This window comes from Xanthobacter flavus (assembly GCF_017875275.1).
GTDB classification, from domain to species: Bacteria; Pseudomonadota; Alphaproteobacteria; order Rhizobiales; family Xanthobacteraceae; genus Xanthobacter; species Xanthobacter flavus_A.
On sequence record NZ_JAGGML010000001.1, the window covers coordinates 2,037,500 to 2,055,556 of the forward strand.

Genomic DNA, 18,057 nt, shown 5'->3' on the forward strand with positions numbered 1-18,057 from the left:
ACGTCGGCCGCTGCGCGAATCTGTCCTGCCCCTATGGCAGCCGAGTGGCAACGGCCGAAATCGCCCCGCTGTTCCCCAAGATGGGTTAATGCGGCCCCAACGCGATACCGGCCATCGAAACTTGCCATCCATTAACCGCGACGCAACCATATTGCCGCCCAGTAGACGCCTCAGACGATCAACCCGGCCCTCATGGCGGGGCGGAAAGGGAAGGCTTTCAAGATGGCTTCGACGACGCGCGGAAGGACCACCTTGGGAAGCGGCGTGGCCGTGGCGCTCGCCCTCATCGCCGGCCTCGTTACCCCCGCCGCCGGACAGGCCCAGACCACGGGCTCCATCTTCGGCTTCCCGCCGCCCGCCCCGCAGGCGGCGCAGGCCGGCGCGGGCCATCCGCTGATGACGCCGCAGGCGCTCGCCCAGGCTGAAGCGAACTTCCCCCAGTGCATCGCCAATCTGTGGCCGCTGGCCCAGTCCAAGGGCGTGTCCCGGCGCACCTTCGAGCGCTACACCGCTTCTCTGCAGCCGCAGATGAAGATCATGGAATTCATGGACAGCCAGCCGGAATTCTCCAAGCCCATCGGCGCCTATGTGAACATGCTGGTCACCGAGTGGCGCGTGAAGAAGGGCCGCGAGATTCTGGAACGCTACAAGCCCATCTTCGACCGCGTCGAGAAGGCCTATGGCGTGGACCGCTACGCCGTCACCGCCATCTGGGGCATCGAATCCACCTATGGCGATCCGAAGGGCATCGGCTCGCGCAACGTGCTGGAATCCACCGCCACGCTCGCCTGCATCGGGCGGCGGCAGGATTATTTCCGCGACGAATTCATCGCCACGCTCCAGATCCTGGAGAAGGACGACGTGCCCTACGACCACCTCACCGGATCGTGGGCGGGTGCGTTCGGGCCCACCCAGTTCATGCCCACCTCGTTCCAGCGCTTCGCGGTGGATTTCGACGGCGACGGCAAGCGCAACGTGGTGGATTCCATTCCCGACATCATCGCCTCCACCGCCAACAATCTGAAGCTGGACGGCTGGGAGTTCGGCAAGGCGTGGGGCTATGAGGTGGCGCTGCCGCAGGGCTTCGACTACCGCCTCGCCAACCGCAGCAACAAGAAGACTCTGGCGGAATGGAACGCGCTGGGCGTGCGCCGGCCGAGCGGCATCGCCTATCCGCGCCCCGGCGACACCGCCTATCTGCTGCTGCCGGGCGGTGCCAGCGGCCCGGCCTTCCTGATGATGAAGAATTTCGACGCCATCCTGAAGTACAACCCGGCCGACGCCTACGCCCTAGCCATCGGGCATCTGGCCGACCGGCTGCGCGGCGGCGGCGCCTTCGCCCAGGCGTGGCCGAAGGAGGAGCGCGGGCTCTCCAAGGCCGAGCGGCAGGAAATCCAGAGCCGTCTCACCCAGATGGGCTACGACATCGGCAATGTGGACGGCATCCTCGGCCAGAAGAGCCGGGTCGCCATCCAGGACTACCAGGTCCGCGCCGGCCTCCTGCCGGACGGCTATCCCGACGTCGCCTTGCTCCAGCAGATGCGCCGCTGAGCGGGGCGAATCCGTCGTCGTCCTCCGATTTGATCGGAGGACCCATGGCGCCGCTCGTCCCGACCTCCGGCCGCCCGCGATGGCGGAGGGATGGGCCCTCCGATCAAGTCGGAGGGCGACAGCTGTAATTGCCCTCGGCGCTCCTGGTGCGCCGTTGCTGGTCCGCGAACGGGCTCACACCAGCCCGTCCACCGCCTCCGTCAGCCGCTCCAGATCCTCCGGGCGGGACAGGCGATGGTCGCCGTCCTTGATGAGGGAGAACACCACGTCGTCCTCGGCGAGGCAGCTCACGAGGCGCATGGCGTGCTCCCACGGCACGTCCTCGTCCCGCGCGCCCTGCAGGATGCGCACCGGGCAGCCCACCGCGAACGGCGCGCCCAGGAGCAGATGGCGCCGCCCGTCCTCGATCAGGTCGCGGGTGATGACATAGGGCTCCTCGCCATAGAGCGTCGGCTTGAGGAATTTGCCGGTCGTCTCGATCAGCGCGCGCACTGGCGGGGGGAACTTCTCCCACATCAGGGCTTCGGTGAAGTCCGGTGCCGGGGCCACCAGCACCAGCCCCTTCAGCCTTTTCTCCCCCCGCGCGGCGAGGGCGCGGGCGAGGAGCAGCGCGATCCAGCCGCCCATGGACGAGCCGATGACCACCTGCTCGCCCGAGGTGGCCTGGTCGAACACCGCCAGCGCCTCATTGAGCCAGCGCGAGATGGTGCTCTCCTCGAACGCCCCGCCGGAGGCGCCGTGGCCGGAATAATCGAACCGCACGTTCGCCTGCCCGCGCGCCTGCGCCCAGCGGGCGAGGTGCTCCGCCTTGGTGCCGGTCATGTCCGACTTGAAGCCGCCGAGCCAGAACAGGCCGGGCGCCGCGCCGGGGATGGCGCGGATGGCGATGGCACGGCCGTCCACGTCGAGGGTGGAGGCGGTTTCGCCGGGGATGGTCTCGGTCATGGCGTCAGCTCAGGCGAAGGCGGCGAAATAGCGCGCGATGATGCGGGAATAGATGCGCGTCAGCACCTCGAGATCGGCGACGGGGGTGGCCTCGTCCACCTTGTGCATGGTCTGGCCCACAAGGCCGAATTCCACCACCGGGCAGAGATCCTTGATGAAGCGCGCATCCGAGGTGCCGCCCGAGGTGGAGGCCTCCGGCCGCCGCCCGGTCTCCGCCTCCACCGCGTCCGCCACCAGTTCCACGAAGGGTCCGGGCGCGGTGAGGAAGCTCTGGCTGGCGCCGGGCTGGAAGGCGAGATCGTAGGTGAGGCCGGCGCCGTCGAGGCGGCGGATGATCTCGGACTTCAGCGTCTCCAGGGAATAAAGGTCGTTGAAGCGCACGTTGAAGCGGGCGGTGGCCTCGGCCGGGATCAAATTGAACACCGGATTGCCGACGTCGATGGAGACGACCTCCAGGTTCGACGGAGGGAAGAAGTCCGAGCCATGGTCGAGGGACGCGGCGGTCAATTCTCCCACCAGCTTTACCAGGCGCGGAATGGGATTGTCGGCGAGGTGCGGATAGGCCACGTGCCCCTGCACCCCCTTCACGGTGAGGATGCCGGAGAGGCTGCCGCGCCGGCCCACCTTGAAGGCATCGCCCATGGCGCCGGGGTTGGTGGGCTCGCCGAGGACGCAGTGATCAATGACCTCGCCCTTCTCCTTCAGCCACTCCACCACCTTCACCGTACCATCCAGCGCCGGGCCTTCCTCGTCGCCGGTGATGAGGAAGGAGAGCGAGCCCCTCTCCGGCCGCCCGCAGGCGAGCGCGGCCGAGAGGAAGGCGGCCACCGCCCCCTTCATGTCCACGGCGCCCCGTCCGTAGAGCTTGCCGTCCTCCACCGTGCCGGCGAACGGACCGTGCTGCCATTGGGCGGGATCGCCCTCGGGCACCACGTCCACATGGCCGGCGAAGCACAGATTGGGGGAGCCGCTCCCGATGCGGGCGTAGATGTTGGGGATGGGCACGCCGCCGCTGTCGAACGTCAGGCGCTCCACATGGTATCCTGACGCCTCCAGCCGACGCGCGACCAGTTCCAGCGCGCCGCCCGAATTGGGGGTGACGGACGGCGCCCGGATCAGTTCGGCCGCCAGCGTCAGCGCATCGGGAACATTGGCCCGAAGCTCGGGCTTGACGGAAGCATCGGCGGTCATCAGGAAAGCCTCATCGCGACCGGGGGACGACGAGATAGCGGCAAACGCGCCGGTCTTTCCAGCGGTTTTCTCGGCGATCCGGGCGGCCGGGCCGCCTTTATGCCCCATCCGCCACGAGGCTGCCGCCTTCAGGCGACAGGAACGCCGCGGCGGAGGTTCAAATATGAAGGTGAAGACGTCCGCGGCCTTTCTGGTCGCGCTCGCCCTGTCGGTTTTCCCGCTGGCTCAGGCCGGCGCCCAGCAGGCCGCGAGCCCGCCGGCGCAAGGCCAACAGCAGGGACAGGGCCAGAGCACGCCCGCCGCGGCCACGCCCAATGCCGCAGCCTCGCCCCCCGCCGCGCCGGCGGCGGCCTCCGGCGCCCCCGCCCCGGCCGCCGGCGATGCGGCGCCCGCACAGCCGGTGCCAGCGCCAAAGCCCGCACCGGTCCCGCCCGATCCGACCATCGTCGCCGCCCGCGAGAAGATGGAGGCGGCCCGCTCCGCCCTCGATTCCATCGACGCCGCCCTCGCGGTGGAAGGCCTGCGCCCCGGCGACCTCGACGAGCTGCGCCAGCGCCTCGACCCCGCCCGCAAGGATCTTGCCGCCGTCTCCGACCAGATCGCCCCCCGCGTCGCCGACGCGGAGAGCCGTCTCAACGGCCTCGGCCCCAAGCCCGCCGACGGCGCGACCGAGGAGCCCACCGTCGCGGCCGACCGCGAGCGCCTGACCAAGGTCGCCGCCGAATTGGGCGGCGTGCTGAAGCAGAACCGCGCGCTGGTGCTGCGCGGCGACCAGATTTCCGACCGCATCAGTTCCCGCCGCCGCGCGTTGTTCACCGGGCAGCTGTTCGAGCGGGTGGATTCTGTCATCGACCCCGACCTGTGGACCAACGCCTTCGGCGCGCTGAATTCCGAGTTCCGCGCCCTGCGCTACTTCGGCAACGACTGGCGGGCCTATTCGGTGCGGCGCCTGTCGCCGCTCGCGGTGATCGGCATCGTCCTCGGCGGCATCGCCATCATGGCCGCCGTGGTGGCGGGCGGCATCCTGCTGCGCAAGCGCCTGCGCACCCCGCCGCCGGAGCCGGGCGAAAGCTTCACGCGCCTGCGCTCGGCGCGCGAGGCGATGAAGGTTCTGTTCCTGAACGCCACCGTTGCGCCCGCCGCGGCTATGGCGGCCATCGCCTTCATCGGCGCGTTCGAGATCATCCCGCCCCGCGCCGATGAACTGGTGCAGGGCATTGTCATCGCCATCTTCATCAAGGCCATCGGCAACGCCGTGGGCCGCGCCTTCCTGGCGCCGAACGAGCCGTGGCGCCGCCTGCCGCCGCTCTCGGATGGCGCCGCCGTACTCGCCTTCCGCTATTACTCCTTCACCGTGTGGACGCTGGCCATCGCCGCCGCCCTCAATGCCCTGCACCGGGTTCTGTTCGCGCCGGTGGGGCTGACGGTGGTGACGAGCGCGATCATGTCGCTGCTCATCGCCGGCTTCATCTCACGCTTCCTCGTCGGCGCCGCCCGCGCCGAGGCCAATGCGGATACGGCGAAGGACCCGGCGACCACCGATCCCTCGGCCATCGCCGCCACCGGCCCCGCGCAGGCTCCGCCCCGCTACATCCGCCTGTTCGTATGGGTGGCGGTGTTCGCCCTCCTCGGGGCGCTGGTGGCCGGCTACATCAGCTTCGCGGCCTTCGTCGCCGCGCGCATGGTCATCGCCGCCGCCGTGCTCGGCGTGCTCTACCTGCTCTATGCCCTCATCGACGCCTTCTTCGGCGAGGGCCTTTCCGCCGAGACCCACCGCGCGCGGGTGATCTCCAGCATGCTCGGCCTGAAGCCGGAGCGGGTGGAGCTGATCGGCGTCCTGGCGTCGGGCCTGCTCAAGCTGCAGCTGTTCGTGATCGCCGCCTTTCTCATTGTCGGCAGCTGGGGCACCTCCACCGCCGACATGATGGAGACGGTGGAGCGCGTTTCCTTCGGCGTGCGCATCGGCAACGCCACCATCACCCTGTGGAGCGTGGTCTATGCCGTGCTCCTGCTGCTCGTCAGCCTCGCGGCGGCGCGCGGACTGCAGAAATGGGTGTCGAGCGCGCTCTTGCCCCGCACCGGGCTCGAGCCGTCGCTGCAATCCTCCATCGCCACCATCGTCGGCTATGTGGGCACCATCGTCGCCGTCATGGTGGCCATGGGCCAGTTGGGGCTGAACCTCGAGAACATCGCGCTGGTCGCCGGTGCCCTCTCGGTCGGTATCGGCTTCGGCCTCCAGTCCATCGTGTCCAATTTCGTGTCCGGCCTGATCCTGCTGGCCGAGCGGCCCATAAGGGTGGGCGACACCATCAATGTGAAGGGCGAGGAAGGCTATGTGCGGCGCATCTCGGTGCGGGCCACCGAGATCGAGACCTTCGAGCGCGCCACGGTGATCGTGCCCAATGCCGACCTCATCACCGGCATGGTGAAGAACTGGACGCACTCCAACACCACCGGCCGCATCATCGTCGCCGTCACCGTCTCCTATGACAGCGATCCGGAGGAGGTGCGCGACATCCTCGTCGGCTGCGCCTGCGACCATCCGCAGGTGCTCCAGTCGCCGCCGCCGCGCGTGTTCCTGATGAAGTTCGCCGATGCGGGCATCGTGTTCGAGCTTCGCTGCGTGGTGGCGAACGTGGACTATGCGCTGACCGTGAAGAGCGACCTGCACTTCCAGGTGCTCTCGCGCTTCCGCAAGGCGCACGTGGGCATGGTGGCGCAGCCCTGGGCCGCCCTCGCCCGGGCCCCGCGCGACATGGTGCCCCCGCCGCCTGCGCCGCCCGACCCGCTGCAATAGGCCGGGGCCGGGGGGGAGCGGGCGCTAACGCTTCCTCAACCCTCCCGGCGCACAAGACAGGGGAACGTCGGGGGATCGCCCCCGAAAGCCCGCCCGATGCGGCCAGCCGGAAGCCGAGACATGCGCGACACTTTTCTCCGCCGCTCCCTCCTCGCCGGTGCCGGCCTTGCGCTTCTCGCCGCCATCGCCGGCTGTGCCACCACCGAGCAGATCGACACCCAGCCGGCCTTCTACATCAACCTCGCCAAGACCGGTAAGCCGGTGGATGCCGCCGCCGCGGCCTCGCTCCTCTCCGACTACCGCACCGCGCGCGGGCTGCCGGCCGTGACCATAGATGACACGCTTTCCCGCCTCGCCCAGGACCAGGCCAACGCCATGGCCAAGGCGGACAACCTCTCCCACGAGGTGGGCGGGCGCAATTTCATGACCCGCATCAAGGCCTCGGGCTATGACGCGAAGCGCGCGGTGGAAAATGTGGGCGCCGGCTACCACACCCTGGCCGAGGCCTTCTCCGGCTGGCGCGATTCCCCCTCGCACAACAAGAACATGCTGGAGCCGGGCGTGACCCGCATGGGCATCGCGACGGCCAACGCGCCCAATTCCAAATACAAGGTCTATTGGGCGCTCATCCTCGCCCAGCCGGATACCCCGCCCGCGCGATGACACGCCTGCGCGGCGCTTGAGCAGGGCGAAAACTCCGGCGCGGCATCCTGTTTACGGCACCGCTGCGCGCGTTCGTGATCGTGCGGTACGGGCGGAGGGCTTTCCCATTGCCGGCTTCTCTGGCCTAATCTGCCTGTTGATATCGTGACAGGCAGGAGAGGAAGATGAAGCGGATCGCTTTCGTCGCGTGCGCCCTGAGCATCCTCGCCGGCCCGGCGCTCGCATGCCCGGGCATGACCAACGCCTCCATCGGCGACACCACGACCACCGCCAGCAATCCCGTGACCCAGAAGGGCGGCTGATTTCGGCGCACGTCGCGCCTCGGCTTCCTCCCGGACGGAACCTCCGTTCCCCGGCCCCAGGGCCGGGGCTTTTTTATGCGCGAAACGCAAACGGCCGGCGGGATACCCGCCGGCCGCTCACTTTCAAACCATTGGCAGCGCCAAGCCGCCGCGCCCATCACATGTGGATGGCGCGCTTCTCCACGGCCATGGCCGCTTCCTTCACCGCTTCCGAGCGGGTGGGGTGGGCGTGGCAGGTGCGGGCGAGATCCTCGGACGAGCCGCCGAACTCCATCAGCACCGCGCATTCGTGGATCATCTCGCCGGCCTCGGGGCCGATGATGTGGGCGCCCAGCACCTTGTCGGTGGCGGCGTCGGCGATGATCTTCACGAAGCCGTCCGTGGTGTTGTTCACCTTGGTGCGGCCGTTGGCGGTGAAGGGGAACTTGCCGACCTTGTAGGCGACGCCCGCGGCTTTCAGCTCGTCCTCGGTCTTGCCGACGGAGGCGACCTCCGGGAAGGTGTAGACCACGCCGGGGATCACGTCGTAGTTCACGTGGCCCGCCTTGCCGGCCAGCTGCTCCGCCAGCGCCACACCCTCGTCCTCGGCCTTGTGGGCGAGCATGGGGCCGACGATCACGTCGCCGATCGCATAGATGCCGGGCACGTTGGTGGCGAAGTGGTGGTCGGTGACCACGCGGCCGCGCGCGTCCTTGGCGACGCCCGCCTCCTCCAGCCCGAGGCCGGCGGTGTAGGCGATGCGGCCGATGGCGACCAGCACCACGTCCGCCTCGATCACCTCGGCGGCGCCGCCGGCGGCGGGCTCCACCGTGACCTTCAGCGTCTCGCCGGAGGTGTCCACACCGGTGACCTTGGTGCCAAGCTTGAAGGTGAAGCCCTGCTTGTCGAGGATGCGCTGGAAGGACTTGGCCACGTCCGAATCCATGCCGGGCAGGATGCGGTCGAGGAATTCCACCACCGTGACCTCAGCGCCGAGGCGCCGCCACACCGAGCCCAGTTCCAGGCCGATGACGCCCGCGCCCACCACGACGAGCTTGCCGGGCACCTTGGGCAGCTTCAGCGCGCCGGTGGAGGAGACGATGCGCTCCTCGTCGATGGTCACGCCGGGCAGCGGAGCGACATCGGAGCCGGTGGCGATGACGATGTTCTTCGTCTCCAGCACCTCGACCTTGCCGTCGGCATTGAGGGTGACTTCCACCTTGCCGGGGCCGAGGATCTTGCCGGCGCCCATATAGACGTCGACCTTGTTCTTCTTCAGCAGGAACTCGACGCCCTTCACGTTGCCGTCCACGCCGCGGTCCTTGAAGGCCAGCATGGCGGGCAGGTCGAGGGTGGGAGCCGGCACGCCGATGCCCATCTCGCCGAACTTGTGGCCCGCTTCCTCGAACAGCTCGGAGGCATAGAGCAGCGCCTTGGAGGGGATGCAGCCCACGTTCAGGCAGGTGCCGCCATGGGTGCCGCGCTTCTCCACCACCGCGACCTTGAGGCCGAGCTGGGCCGCGCGAATGGCACACACATAGCCGCCGGGGCCGGTGCCGATGATGATCAGGTCGTAGGACATGGAATGCACTCGCAGGATGGTCAGCGGGGGTCCAACGCAGCGTTGAACGCCCAGACATGGCCGAACGGATCCTGGATCCGCGCGTGGCGCGCGCCCCAGAACATATCGGCCGGCGGCATAATCACGGTGGCTCCCGCGCGGACGGCGCGAGCGAAGGCGGCTTCGACCTCCGCCCCGCTGCGGAAGTTGGCGTTGAGCGTCACGCTGGCGCCGCCGCGGCTCACGGGCGACGCCAGGCTGTTCCCGAACTCCGGAAACTCGTCACGCAGCATCACTTCCGCGCCGAAGACGTCGACGTTGGCGTGCATCACCCGCACGCCATCTTCCGCCATCTGCCTGAAGGTGCAGGAGGCGCCGAACGCGGCTTCATAAAAAGCAATCGCCTCGGTGCCGCCCCGGACGCAAAGATGCGCCTGGAGCGGCGGAGGGTTCGGCCCGAACGCCATCCTCCTCAGGTCCTCACAGATCCAGCACGAGCCGCGCGGGATCCTCCAGGGTCTCCTTCACGCGCACCAGGAAGGTCACGGCCTCGCGGCCGTCGACGATGCGGTGGTCGTAGGAGAGGGCGAGATACATCATCGGGCGGATCACGATCTGCCCCTTGACCACCACCGGGCGCTCCTCGATGCGGTGCATGCCGAGGATGCCCGACTGCGGCGCATTCAGGATCGGGGTGGACATCAGCGAGCCGTAGATGCCGCCGTTGGTGATGGTGAAGGTGCCGCCCTGCATCTCCTCGATGCCGAGCTTGCCGTCACGTGCCTTGCGGCCGTAGCCGGCGATGGCCTTCTCGATCTCGGCGACGGAGAGCAGGTCCGCATCGCGCACCACCGGCACAACGAGGCCCTTCTCGGTGCCCACCGCGATACCGATGTTGTAGTAGTTCTTGTAGACGAGATCCTGGCCGTCGATCTCAGCGTTCACCGCCGGGATGTCCTTCAGCGCCGCGATCACCGCCTTGGTGAAGAAGCCCATGAAGCCGAGCTTGGTGCCGTGCTTCTTCTCGAAGGCATCCTTGAACTGGCTGCGCAGGCTCATCACGGCGGTCATGTCCACGTCGTTGAACGTGGTGAGCATGGCGGCGGTGTTCTGGGCGTCCTTCAGGCGGCGCGCGATGGTCTGGCGCAGCTTGGTCATCTTCACCCGCTCCTCGCGGGCGGCGTCGGTGGGCGCCGAGGGGGCGCGGACCGCGACCGGAGCGGGCGCGGCGGCGGCCGAGGCGCCGGCGGCGATGGCGGCCAGCATGTCACCCTTGGTGACGCGGCCGTCCTTGCCGGAGCCGGCGACATCGGCCGGGTTCACGCCGGTCTCGGCGGCGATGCGGCCGACGGCCGGACCGTTGCTGCCGGCCGCAACCGCGGCGGCGGGCGCGGCGGGGGCCGCAGGAGCCGGAGCCGGCGCGGCGGCCGGAGCCGGAGCAGCGGCGGGCGCGGCCTCGGCGCCCGAGCCGGCGCCGATGTTGCCGAGCAGCGCGCCGACGCCCACGGTCTCGCCATCCTTGGCGACGATCTCGGAGAGGACGCCCGAGGCCGGGGCCGGCACCTCGACGGTCACCTTGTCGGTCTCAAGCTCCACCAGCGGCTCATCGGCCTTGACGGCCTCGCCGGGCTTCTTGAACCACTTGCCGATGGTCGCCTCGGTAACGGACTCGCCCAGGGTGGGCACGCGGATCTCGGTCATTGTGTTCGCCCCTTGAGGGGGCCTCCCTCAGACTTCGGCTTGGGCCGGGCGTGGCGCCCGGCGCTCGATGAGCGACAGAATGGGCATCACCGCATAGGTGAAGCCCAGGTCCGCCGTGATGACGGGATCCCGAAGCGAGAGGCCGGTCGCGGCGGCCTCGTCGGGAACTTCGATGACGGCCATCCCCCAGATGCCCGCCGGGTCCGCCACGGGACCGACGGCGAGGGCCGTGCCGGCCTCCGCCTCGGCCTGCCAGAACGCGAAGTGCGCCCCCATGGCGTCCATCTCGGCCGCGCTCGCGTCCGAGGGAAAGCTCGGGCGCGGCGGGGAGAGGCGGAGCAGGAAGTGCGGCACGGCGCGTCCTCTTTCGGGCGGTTCTAGGTGTGTCGGATCAGCCCAGGGCTTCCTCGAGGAAGGCCTTGAGCTGGGCCATGTGCTTGGACATCAGGCCGGTGGCGGTGGCGGCGGACGCGGGACGGCCGGCATAGCGCGGACGCTTCGCCGCGCCGCCCGCCTGCTCCAGCACCCACTCCAGATAGGGCTGCACGAAGGCCCAGGATCCCTGGTTCTTCGGCTCTTCCTGGCACCACACCACCTCGGCGTTCTTGAAGCGGCCGAGTTCCTGCACCAGCGTCTTGAGCGGGAACGGATAAAGCTGCTCCACGCGCAGCAGGTAGACATCGTCCACGCCGCGCTTCTCGCGCTCCTCCAGCAGGTCGTAATAGACCTTGCCCGAGGACAGCACGACGCGGCGGATCTTGTCGTCCGGCTTCAGCTTGACGCCGCTCTCGTCCGGGTGCGACTGGGCGTCGTCCCACAGCACGCGGTGGAAGGTGGTGCCGGTCACCATGTCGGAGAGGTCGGACACCGCCCGCTTGTGGCGGAGCAGCGACTTGGGCGTCATCAGGATGAGCGGCTTGCGGAATTCCCGCTTCATCTGCCGGCGCAGGATGTGGAAGTAGTTGGCCGGGGTGGTGACGTTGGCTACCTGCATGTTGTCCTCGGCGCACAGCTGCAGATAGCGCTCGAGGCGGGCGGAGGAGTGCTCCGGACCCTGGCCCTCATAGCCGTGCGGCAGCAGGCAGACGAGGCCGGACATGCGCAGCCACTTGCGCTCGCCCGAGGAGATGAACTGGTCGAACACCACCTGCGCGCCGTTGGCGAAGTCGCCGAACTGCGCCTCCCAGAGCACCAGCGTGTTGGGCTCGGACAGCGTGTAGCCATACTCGAAGCCGAGCACCGCCTCCTCCGAGAGCATCGAATTGATGACCTCGTACTTGGCCTGGGTGTCGGAGAGGTGGTTGAACGGCTTGTAGCGGGCCTCGGTCTCCTGGTCGAGCAGCACCGAATGGCGCTGGGAGAAGGTGCCGCGCTCCACGTCCTGGCCGGACAGGCGGACCGGGTTGCCTTCCAGCAGCAGGGAGGAGAAGGCGAGCGCCTCGCCGGTCGCCCAGTCGATGCCCTTGCCGTCCGCGATGGCCTTCTTGCGGTTGTCGAGGAAGCGCTGGATGGTGCGGTGGACCTGGAAGCCCTCCGGCACGGTGGTGATCTTCTCGCCGATCGCCTTCAGCTCGTCTTCCGGCACGCCGGTGTTGCCGCGGCGCGGATCGTCATCCTCGTGGGTGGGCTTGAAGCCGGCCCAGCGGCCGTCGAGCCAGTCGGCCTTGTTGGGCTTGTAGGCCTGGCCGGCCTCGTGCTCGGCCTCGAGGCGGTCCCGCCACGCATTGCGCATGGTGTCCACCTCGCCGGCGGTCACGACGCCCTCGTTCTCCAGCTTCCTGGTGTACAGCTCCAGCACGCTCGGGTGCTGGCGGATCACCTTGTACATCTTCGGCTGGGTGAACGCGGGCTCGTCGCCCTCGTTGTGGCCGAAGCGGCGGTAGCAGAACATGTCCACCACCACCGGCTTGTGGAAGCGCTGGCGGAATTCGGTGGCCACCTTGGCGCAGAACACCACGGATTCCGGATCGTCGCCGTTGCAGTGGAAGATCGGCGCCTCGATCATCTTCGCCACATCCGACGGATAGGGCGAGGAGCGCGAGTAGCGCGGATTGGTGGTGAAGCCGATCTGATTGTTGATGATGAAGTGGATCGAGCCGCCGGTGCGGTGACCCTTCAGGCCGGAAAGGCCGAGGCACTCGGCCACCACGCCCTGGCCGGCGAAGGCCGCGTCGCCGTGCAGCAGCAGCGGCAGCACCTTGGTGCGCTCGGTGTCGCCGAGCTGGTCCTGCTTGGCGCGCGCCTTGCCCAGCACCACGGGATCGACGATCTCGAGATGGGACGGGTTGGCGGTCAGCGACAGGTGGACCTTGTTGTTGTCGAACTCGCGGTCGGACGAGGCACCGAGGTGGTACTTCACGTCGCCGGAGCCCTCGACCTCGTCGGGGGCCCAGGAGCCGCCCTTGAACTCGTGGAACAGCGCCCGGTGTGGCTTGCCCATCACCTGGGTGAGCACGTTCAGCCGGCCGCGGTGAGCCATGCCGAACACGATGTCCTTCACGCCCAGGTTGCCGCCGCGCTTGATGATCTGCTCCAGCGCCGGGATCAGGCTTTCGCCGCCGTCGAGGCCGAAGCGCTTGGTGCCGGTGAACTTCACGTCGAGGAACTTCTCGAAGCCCTCCGCCTCAACCAGCTTGTTGAGGATGGCGCGCTTGCCCTCGCGGGTGAAGGTGACTTCCTTGTCGACGCCCTCGATGCGCTCCTGGATCCACGCCTTCTCCTCGGGCGAGGAGATGTGCATGAACTCGACGCCCACGGACGCGCAATAGGTGCGGCGCAGGATGGCGACCATCTGGCGGACGGTCGCGAATTCGAGGCCGAGCACATGGTCGATGAAGATCTTGCGGTCGAGGTCAGCCTCGTAGAAGCCGTAGGAGGCCGGGTCCAGCTCCGGCGCCTCGCGCGGGGGGGTGAGGCCCAGCGGGTCGAGATTGGCATGCAGATGGCCGCGCATGCGGTAGGCGCGGATCATCATCAGCGCCTTGACGGAATCGCGGGTGGCCTGCTGCACCTCGGTGGCGGAGAACTCGACGCCGGACTTCTGCGCCTTGGCCTTCACCTTCTCGGAGATGGCCTTCTCCACCTCGATCCACTGGCCATCCATGGCCGAGACCAGCTCGCCATTGGCGTGCACCGGCCAGTGCGGCTTCTTCCAGGAGGCGCCGCGGGCGTTCTCGATCACCTGGTTGGGATCGTCCTTCAACGCCGCGAAGAAGGCCTGCCATTCGGCGCCGACCGAATTGGGATCGGTCTCATAGCGGGCGTAGAGATCCTCGATCCAGGCGGCATTGGCGCCATAGAGGAAGGAGGTGTTCAGGAAAACGTCGTTCTGTTCCGCGCGCGACATGGGCTTGTTCCCGGAAGACCGTGGCGCCTCACTCTCCTTGAGCGCATTTCGCGCGGAAAATGAAGCCCCAAGGCCGCTCGTCTGCCACAAATCCGGCGCCCGGCCCTTGCCGGACGCCCCATCACCCCCGAGAGGCTCGTGGCAGCCTTCGTCGGCGGTGCTCGACAACCGCTATATGGGGAGCGCCGCAACCGGCCGAAAGATCGGCTCCGCCACCCACCCCGGACCGCGCTCGCCAGTCGCCGAACTTCATGGCGAGAGCGCGGCAAATGACCCTGCGGGAGCGGAATTCCAGAGGCTCCGCTCCTGTCCTTCCAAATGGCGATCCCCCGGACGCGCCGGGGGATGACCTTCCCGTGACGGGCGCCGCCCGCTCAGCCCTTGAGCACCTCGACGAGGGTCTTGCCGAGGCGCGCGGGGGACGGAGACACGCGGATGCCCGCCGCCTCCATGGCCGCGATCTTGTCCTCGGCGCCGCCCTTGCCGCCGGAGATGATGGCGCCGGCATGGCCCATGCGACGGCCGGGAGGGGCCGTGCGGCCGGCGATGAAGCCCACCATCGGCTTCTTGCGGCCCTTCTTCGCCTCGTCGGCGATGAACTGCGCGGCCTCTTCCTCGGCCGAGCCGCCGATCTCGCCGATCATGATGATCGACTCGGTCTTGGGGTCGGCGAGGAACATCTCCAGCACATCGATGAACTCGGTGCCCTTCACCGGGTCGCCGCCGATGCCGACCGCCGAGGTCTGGCCGAGGCCCACCTGGGAGGTCTGGAACACCGCTTCATAGGTCAGCGTGCCGGAGCGCGAGACCACGCCCACCGAGCCGGTCTTGAAGATGTTGGCCGGCATGATGCCGATCTTCGACTGGCCGGCGGTGACGATGCCGGGGCAGTTGGGGCCGATGAGGCGGCTCTTGGAGCCGGACAGCGCGCGCTTCACCTTCACCATGTCGAGCACCGGGATGCCCTCGGTGATGCAGACGATGAGCGGGATCTCCGCGTCGATCGCCTCCAGGATGGCGTCGGCGGCGCCCGGAGGCGGCACGTAGATCACCGAAGCGTCGGCGCCGGTGGCTTCCTTGGCCTCCAGCACGGTGTCGAACACCGGCAGGTTGAGGTGGGTGGTGCCACCCTTGCCCGGCGAGGTTCCACCGACCATCTTCGTCCCGTAGGCGATGGCCTGCTGGGCGTGGAAGGTGCCGTTCTTGCCGGTGAAGCCCTGGGTGATGACCTTGGTGTTGGCGTCGATCAGCACGGACATCACGCAGCATCCTTCTTCACGGCAGCGACGATCTTCTGCGCCGCGTCATCGAGATCATCGGCAGGGATCACGTTGAGCCCGCTCTCACGGATGATCTGCTTGCCTTCTTCCACATTGGTGCCTTCGAGGCGCACCACGAGGGGCACCTGGAGGCCAACCGCCTTCACCGCCGCGATCACGCCGTTGGCGATCACGTCGCACTTCATGATACCGCCGAAGATGTTGACGAGGATGCCCTTCACGTTCGGGTCGGCAGTGATGATCTTGAACGCCGCCGTCACCTTCTCCTCGTTGGCGCCGCCGCCCACGTCGAGGAAGTTCGCCGGGCTCTCGCCGTAGAGCTGGATGATGTCGAGGGTCGCCATGGCGAGGCCCGCGCCGTTGACCATGCAGCCGATGGTGCCGTCGAGGGCGATGTAGGCGAGGTCGTACTTGGACGCCTCGATCTCCTTCTCGTCCTCTTCCGTCAGGTCGCGCAGCTCGGTGAGCTTGGGATGGCGGAACAGCGAGTTGGAATCGAAGGACACCTTGGCGTCGAGCACGCGCAGGTTGCCGTCCTTGGTGACGATGAGCGGGTTGATCTCCAGCATCGCCATGTCGGTCTCGACGAAGGCGGTGTAGAGCACCTCGGCGAGCTTGCCGGCCTGCTTGGCGAGTTCGCCCGAAAGGCCGAGGGCCTTGGCGATCTTGCGGCCGTGGAAGCCTTGCACGCCGGTCACCGGATCCACCGAGAAGGTGATGATCTTCTCAGGGGTGGAGTGGGCGACTTCCTCGATGTCCATGCCGCCTTCGGTGGAGACCACGAAGGCCACCTGGGAGGTGGCGCGGTCGACGAGCAGGGAGATGTAGAACTCCTTCTCGATGTCCGAGCCTTCCTCGATATAGAGGCGGTTCACCTGCTTGCCGGCCGGGCCGGTCTGGATGGTGACGAGGGTGCGGCCGAGCATCTGGCCGACGAACTCCTTCACCTCGTCCACGGACTTGGCGAGGCGCACGCCGCCCTTCTCGCCAGCCTCGGGCTCCTTGAACTTGCCCTTGCCGCGGCCACCGGCGTGGATCTGCGACTTCACCACCCAGAGCGGGCCGCCCAGTTCCTTGGCGGCGGCTTCCGCCTCCTCGACCTTCAGCACGGGAATGCCGCGCGAGACCGGGGCGCCGAAGCTCTTCAGCAGCGCCTTGGCCTGATACTCGTGAATATTCATCGTCCGTGTCCCTCAGGGTTGCGATGTGTCCCGTCCCCCGCCCCGGTCCGTCCCGGATCCCGCGCAAATGCGGGACCACCGTGTGCGGACCGCCTCCACCGCAGAAGGGGGGCCTGCGCCGCCGCGCCCGTCCCAGGGACAGGAGCGAAGAGGCCGGCGCCCCCGAGGAGGGGAACACTCGTCTCCTTCACCACGCCGGTTGTACCCCGGCACGAAAACGGCGCGCCTTGCGGCACGCCGTCATTGAGCGAGATCACTTCCCGAGGCCGGGTGCGATCTTCAGGCAGGCCTCCACCAGTCCTTCGACTGCGGCGACCGATCTTTCGAACATGGCGCGCTCGGATCGGTCGAGCTCGACCTCCACGATACGCTCCACACCTCGCGCCCCGATGACAGCCGGCACGCCGAGATAAATATCCCTCAGCCCGTATTCCCCATCGAGCCGCGCGGCGACGGGGAGCAGGCGCTTCTTGTCCTTCAGGTAGCTCTCCGCCATGGCGATGGCGGCGGCGGCCGGCGCATAGAAGGCCGAGCCGGACTTGAGCAGATTGACGATCTCCGCCCCGCCGTCGCGCACGCGCTGCACGATGTCGGCGATGCGCTCCTCGCTGGTCCAGCCCATGCGGATGAGGTCCGGCACCGGGATGCCGCCCACCGCCGAATAGCGCACCAGCGGCACCATGGTATCGCCGTGCCCGCCCATGACGAAGGCGGTCACATCCTCCACCGAGACGCCGAACTCCTCGGCGAGGAAGAAGCGGAAGCGCGCGGAATCCAGCACGCCCGCCATGCCCACCACCTTTTCCGGCGGCAGGCCGCTGGTGCGCTGGAGCGCCCAGACCATGGCGTCGAGCGGATTGGTGATGCAGATGACGAAAGCGTCAGGGGCGTATTTGCGCAGGCCCGCGCCCACCTGCTCCATCACCTTGAGATTGATGGCGAGGAGGTCGTCGCGGCTCATGCCCGGCTTGCGCGGCACGCCGGCGGTGACGATCACCACGTCGGCACCGGCGATGGCGTCATAGCTGGAGGCGCCCCAGATGCCCGCGTCGAACCCCTCCACCGGGGCGAGCTGGGCGAGGTCCAGGGCCTTGCCGTCGGGAACGCCGTCGGCGACGTCGAACAGCACGATGTCGCCCAGCTCCTTCAGTCCAGCCAGCAGGGCGAGCGTGCCGCCGATCTGGCCGGCCCCGATGAGGGCGATCTTGTTGCGGGCCATCCCTAGTCCCCGGATACTGCTGCGAGGCACATGAGACGAGCCGCCGCAGGAACGCGGCGCTTGACTACTCCCATCCGTCCGGGGGTTCAAGCCGGCCGCACTGCACAAATAGTGGCATCGAGCGGGATTTTGCCGCTAAAACGGTTCGTTTTACGTCGATTTTTTGCTGATTTGCACCATGCGGGAAACCATCCCGCAGGGCGGTGGAAAGGCATACCCCCGACCGGAGCCAAGGCCAAGCTTTCCGACACAGGCGCGGCGGTACCGGGCGGACGGATGGCGCGGCTGCGGACCGTCGGCCGAAGATCGTGCGATCTGGAAAGCGGCGAGACGCGCGCGGG

General features: G+C 68.2%; 14 protein-coding genes. 4 read left to right on the forward strand and 10 right to left on the reverse strand.

The window, feature by feature from the left end; all coding sequences use genetic code 11:
• Window positions 1-222 precede the first annotated feature (222 nt).
• Entirely contained in the window at window positions 223-1,551 is a 1,329-nt protein-coding gene (locus J2126_RS09760; RefSeq protein ID WP_209486217.1) for a lytic murein transglycosylase, read from the forward strand.
• A gap of 174 nt (window positions 1,552-1,725) precedes the next feature.
• Here the strand turns inward: J2126_RS09760 and J2126_RS09765 are convergent, their stop codons facing one another.
• A complete protein-coding gene (locus tag J2126_RS09765) occupies window positions 1,726-2,496 on the reverse strand; it encodes an alpha/beta hydrolase (RefSeq protein WP_209486219.1) in 771 nt (256 codons plus the stop codon).
• A 9-nt stretch (window positions 2,497-2,505) separates the two neighbouring features.
• Window positions 2,506-3,687 (reverse strand): succinyl-diaminopimelate desuccinylase, encoded by a 1,182-nt coding sequence (gene dapE, locus J2126_RS09770; protein ID WP_209486232.1) that lies wholly within the window; start codon window positions 3,685-3,687, stop codon window positions 2,506-2,508.
• 163 nt (window positions 3,688-3,850) lie between these two features.
• On the opposite strand from dapE, the gene J2126_RS09775 reads away from it, so the two are divergent.
• From J2126_RS09775 to J2126_RS09785, 3 genes are all read left to right on the forward strand, one after another.
• Complete coding sequence (locus J2126_RS09775) at window positions 3,851-6,484, forward strand: DUF3772 domain-containing protein (protein WP_209486234.1); 2,634 nt, start codon at window positions 3,851-3,853, stop codon at window positions 6,482-6,484.
• A gap of 120 nt (window positions 6,485-6,604) precedes the next feature.
• A complete protein-coding gene (locus J2126_RS09780; protein ID WP_209486236.1) occupies window positions 6,605-7,147 on the forward strand; it encodes a CAP domain-containing protein in 543 nt (180 codons plus the stop codon).
• Between the two features lie 164 nt (window positions 7,148-7,311).
• Entirely contained in the window at window positions 7,312-7,449 is a 138-nt protein-coding gene (locus tag J2126_RS09785; RefSeq protein WP_168457309.1) for a hypothetical protein, read from the forward strand.
• Between the two features lie 157 nt (window positions 7,450-7,606).
• On the opposite strand, the gene lpdA is transcribed toward J2126_RS09785, so the two are convergent.
• The 8 genes from lpdA to mdh form a co-directional block, all read right to left on the reverse strand.
• Complete coding sequence (lpdA, locus tag J2126_RS09790; protein WP_209486238.1) at window positions 7,607-9,010, reverse strand: dihydrolipoyl dehydrogenase; 1,404 nt, start codon at window positions 9,008-9,010, stop codon at window positions 7,607-7,609.
• 20 nt (window positions 9,011-9,030) lie between these two features.
• Window positions 9,031-9,456, reverse strand: coding sequence for a VOC family protein (locus tag J2126_RS09795; protein ID WP_209486240.1), 426 nt, complete (start codon window positions 9,454-9,456; stop codon window positions 9,031-9,033).
• Window positions 9,457-9,469: 13 nt separating this feature from the next.
• The gene (gene odhB / locus J2126_RS09800; protein ID WP_209486242.1) at window positions 9,470-10,690 is read right to left on the reverse strand and encodes a 2-oxoglutarate dehydrogenase complex dihydrolipoyllysine-residue succinyltransferase; all 1,221 of its coding nucleotides are present in this window, start codon (window positions 10,688-10,690) and stop codon (window positions 9,470-9,472) included.
• A 27-nt stretch (window positions 10,691-10,717) separates the two neighbouring features.
• The gene (locus tag J2126_RS09805) at window positions 10,718-11,044 is read right to left on the reverse strand and encodes a YciI family protein (RefSeq protein WP_209486244.1); all 327 of its coding nucleotides are present in this window, start codon (window positions 11,042-11,044) and stop codon (window positions 10,718-10,720) included.
• Between the two features lie 37 nt (window positions 11,045-11,081).
• The gene (locus J2126_RS09810; protein ID WP_209486246.1) at window positions 11,082-14,036 is read right to left on the reverse strand and encodes a 2-oxoglutarate dehydrogenase E1 component; all 2,955 of its coding nucleotides are present in this window, start codon (window positions 14,034-14,036) and stop codon (window positions 11,082-11,084) included.
• A 374-nt stretch (window positions 14,037-14,410) separates the two neighbouring features.
• A complete protein-coding gene (sucD, locus tag J2126_RS09815; protein ID WP_169124608.1) occupies window positions 14,411-15,295 on the reverse strand; it encodes a succinate--CoA ligase subunit alpha in 885 nt (294 codons plus the stop codon).
• Window positions 15,295-16,497, reverse strand: a complete 1,203-nt coding sequence (gene sucC / locus J2126_RS09820) for an ADP-forming succinate--CoA ligase subunit beta (RefSeq protein ID WP_209486248.1) — start codon at window positions 16,495-16,497, stop codon at window positions 15,295-15,297. Before sucC ends, sucD begins: the two co-directional genes overlap by 1 nt.
• Before the next feature lie 253 nt (window positions 16,498-16,750).
• Window positions 16,751-17,716: a malate dehydrogenase gene (gene mdh, locus J2126_RS09825; protein ID WP_209486250.1), complete on the reverse strand. Its 966-nt coding sequence runs from the start codon at window positions 17,714-17,716 to the stop codon at window positions 16,751-16,753.
• Window positions 17,717-18,057 lie beyond the last annotated feature (341 nt).

Bases quoted from the DNA above. Each gene is read 5' to 3' on its own strand.
- J2126_RS09760 (WP_209486217.1), top strand. From the start codon at position 223: ATGGCTTCGACGACGCGCGGAAGGACCACCTTGGGAAGCGGCGTGGCC.
- J2126_RS09765 (WP_209486219.1), bottom strand. From the start codon at position 2,496: ATGACCGAGACCATCCCCGGCGAAACCGCCTCCACCCTCGACGTGGAC.
- dapE (WP_209486232.1), bottom strand. From the start codon at position 3,687: ATGACCGCCGATGCTTCCGTCAAGCCCGAGCTTCGGGCCAATGTTCCC.
- J2126_RS09775 (WP_209486234.1), top strand. From the start codon at position 3,851: ATGAAGGTGAAGACGTCCGCGGCCTTTCTGGTCGCGCTCGCCCTGTCG.
- J2126_RS09780 (WP_209486236.1), top strand. From the start codon at position 6,605: ATGCGCGACACTTTTCTCCGCCGCTCCCTCCTCGCCGGTGCCGGCCTT.
- J2126_RS09785 (WP_168457309.1), top strand. From the start codon at position 7,312: ATGAAGCGGATCGCTTTCGTCGCGTGCGCCCTGAGCATCCTCGCCGGC.
- lpdA (WP_209486238.1), bottom strand. From the start codon at position 9,010: ATGTCCTACGACCTGATCATCATCGGCACCGGCCCCGGCGGCTATGTG.
- J2126_RS09795 (WP_209486240.1), bottom strand. From the start codon at position 9,456: ATGGCGTTCGGGCCGAACCCTCCGCCGCTCCAGGCGCATCTTTGCGTC.
- odhB (WP_209486242.1), bottom strand. From the start codon at position 10,690: ATGACCGAGATCCGCGTGCCCACCCTGGGCGAGTCCGTTACCGAGGCG.
- J2126_RS09810 (WP_209486246.1), bottom strand. From the start codon at position 14,036: ATGTCGCGCGCGGAACAGAACGACGTTTTCCTGAACACCTCCTTCCTC.
- sucD (WP_169124608.1), bottom strand. From the start codon at position 15,295: ATGTCCGTGCTGATCGACGCCAACACCAAGGTCATCACCCAGGGCTTC.
- sucC (WP_209486248.1), bottom strand. From the start codon at position 16,497: ATGAATATTCACGAGTATCAGGCCAAGGCGCTGCTGAAGAGCTTCGGC.
- mdh (WP_209486250.1), bottom strand. From the start codon at position 17,716: ATGGCCCGCAACAAGATCGCCCTCATCGGGGCCGGCCAGATCGGCGGC.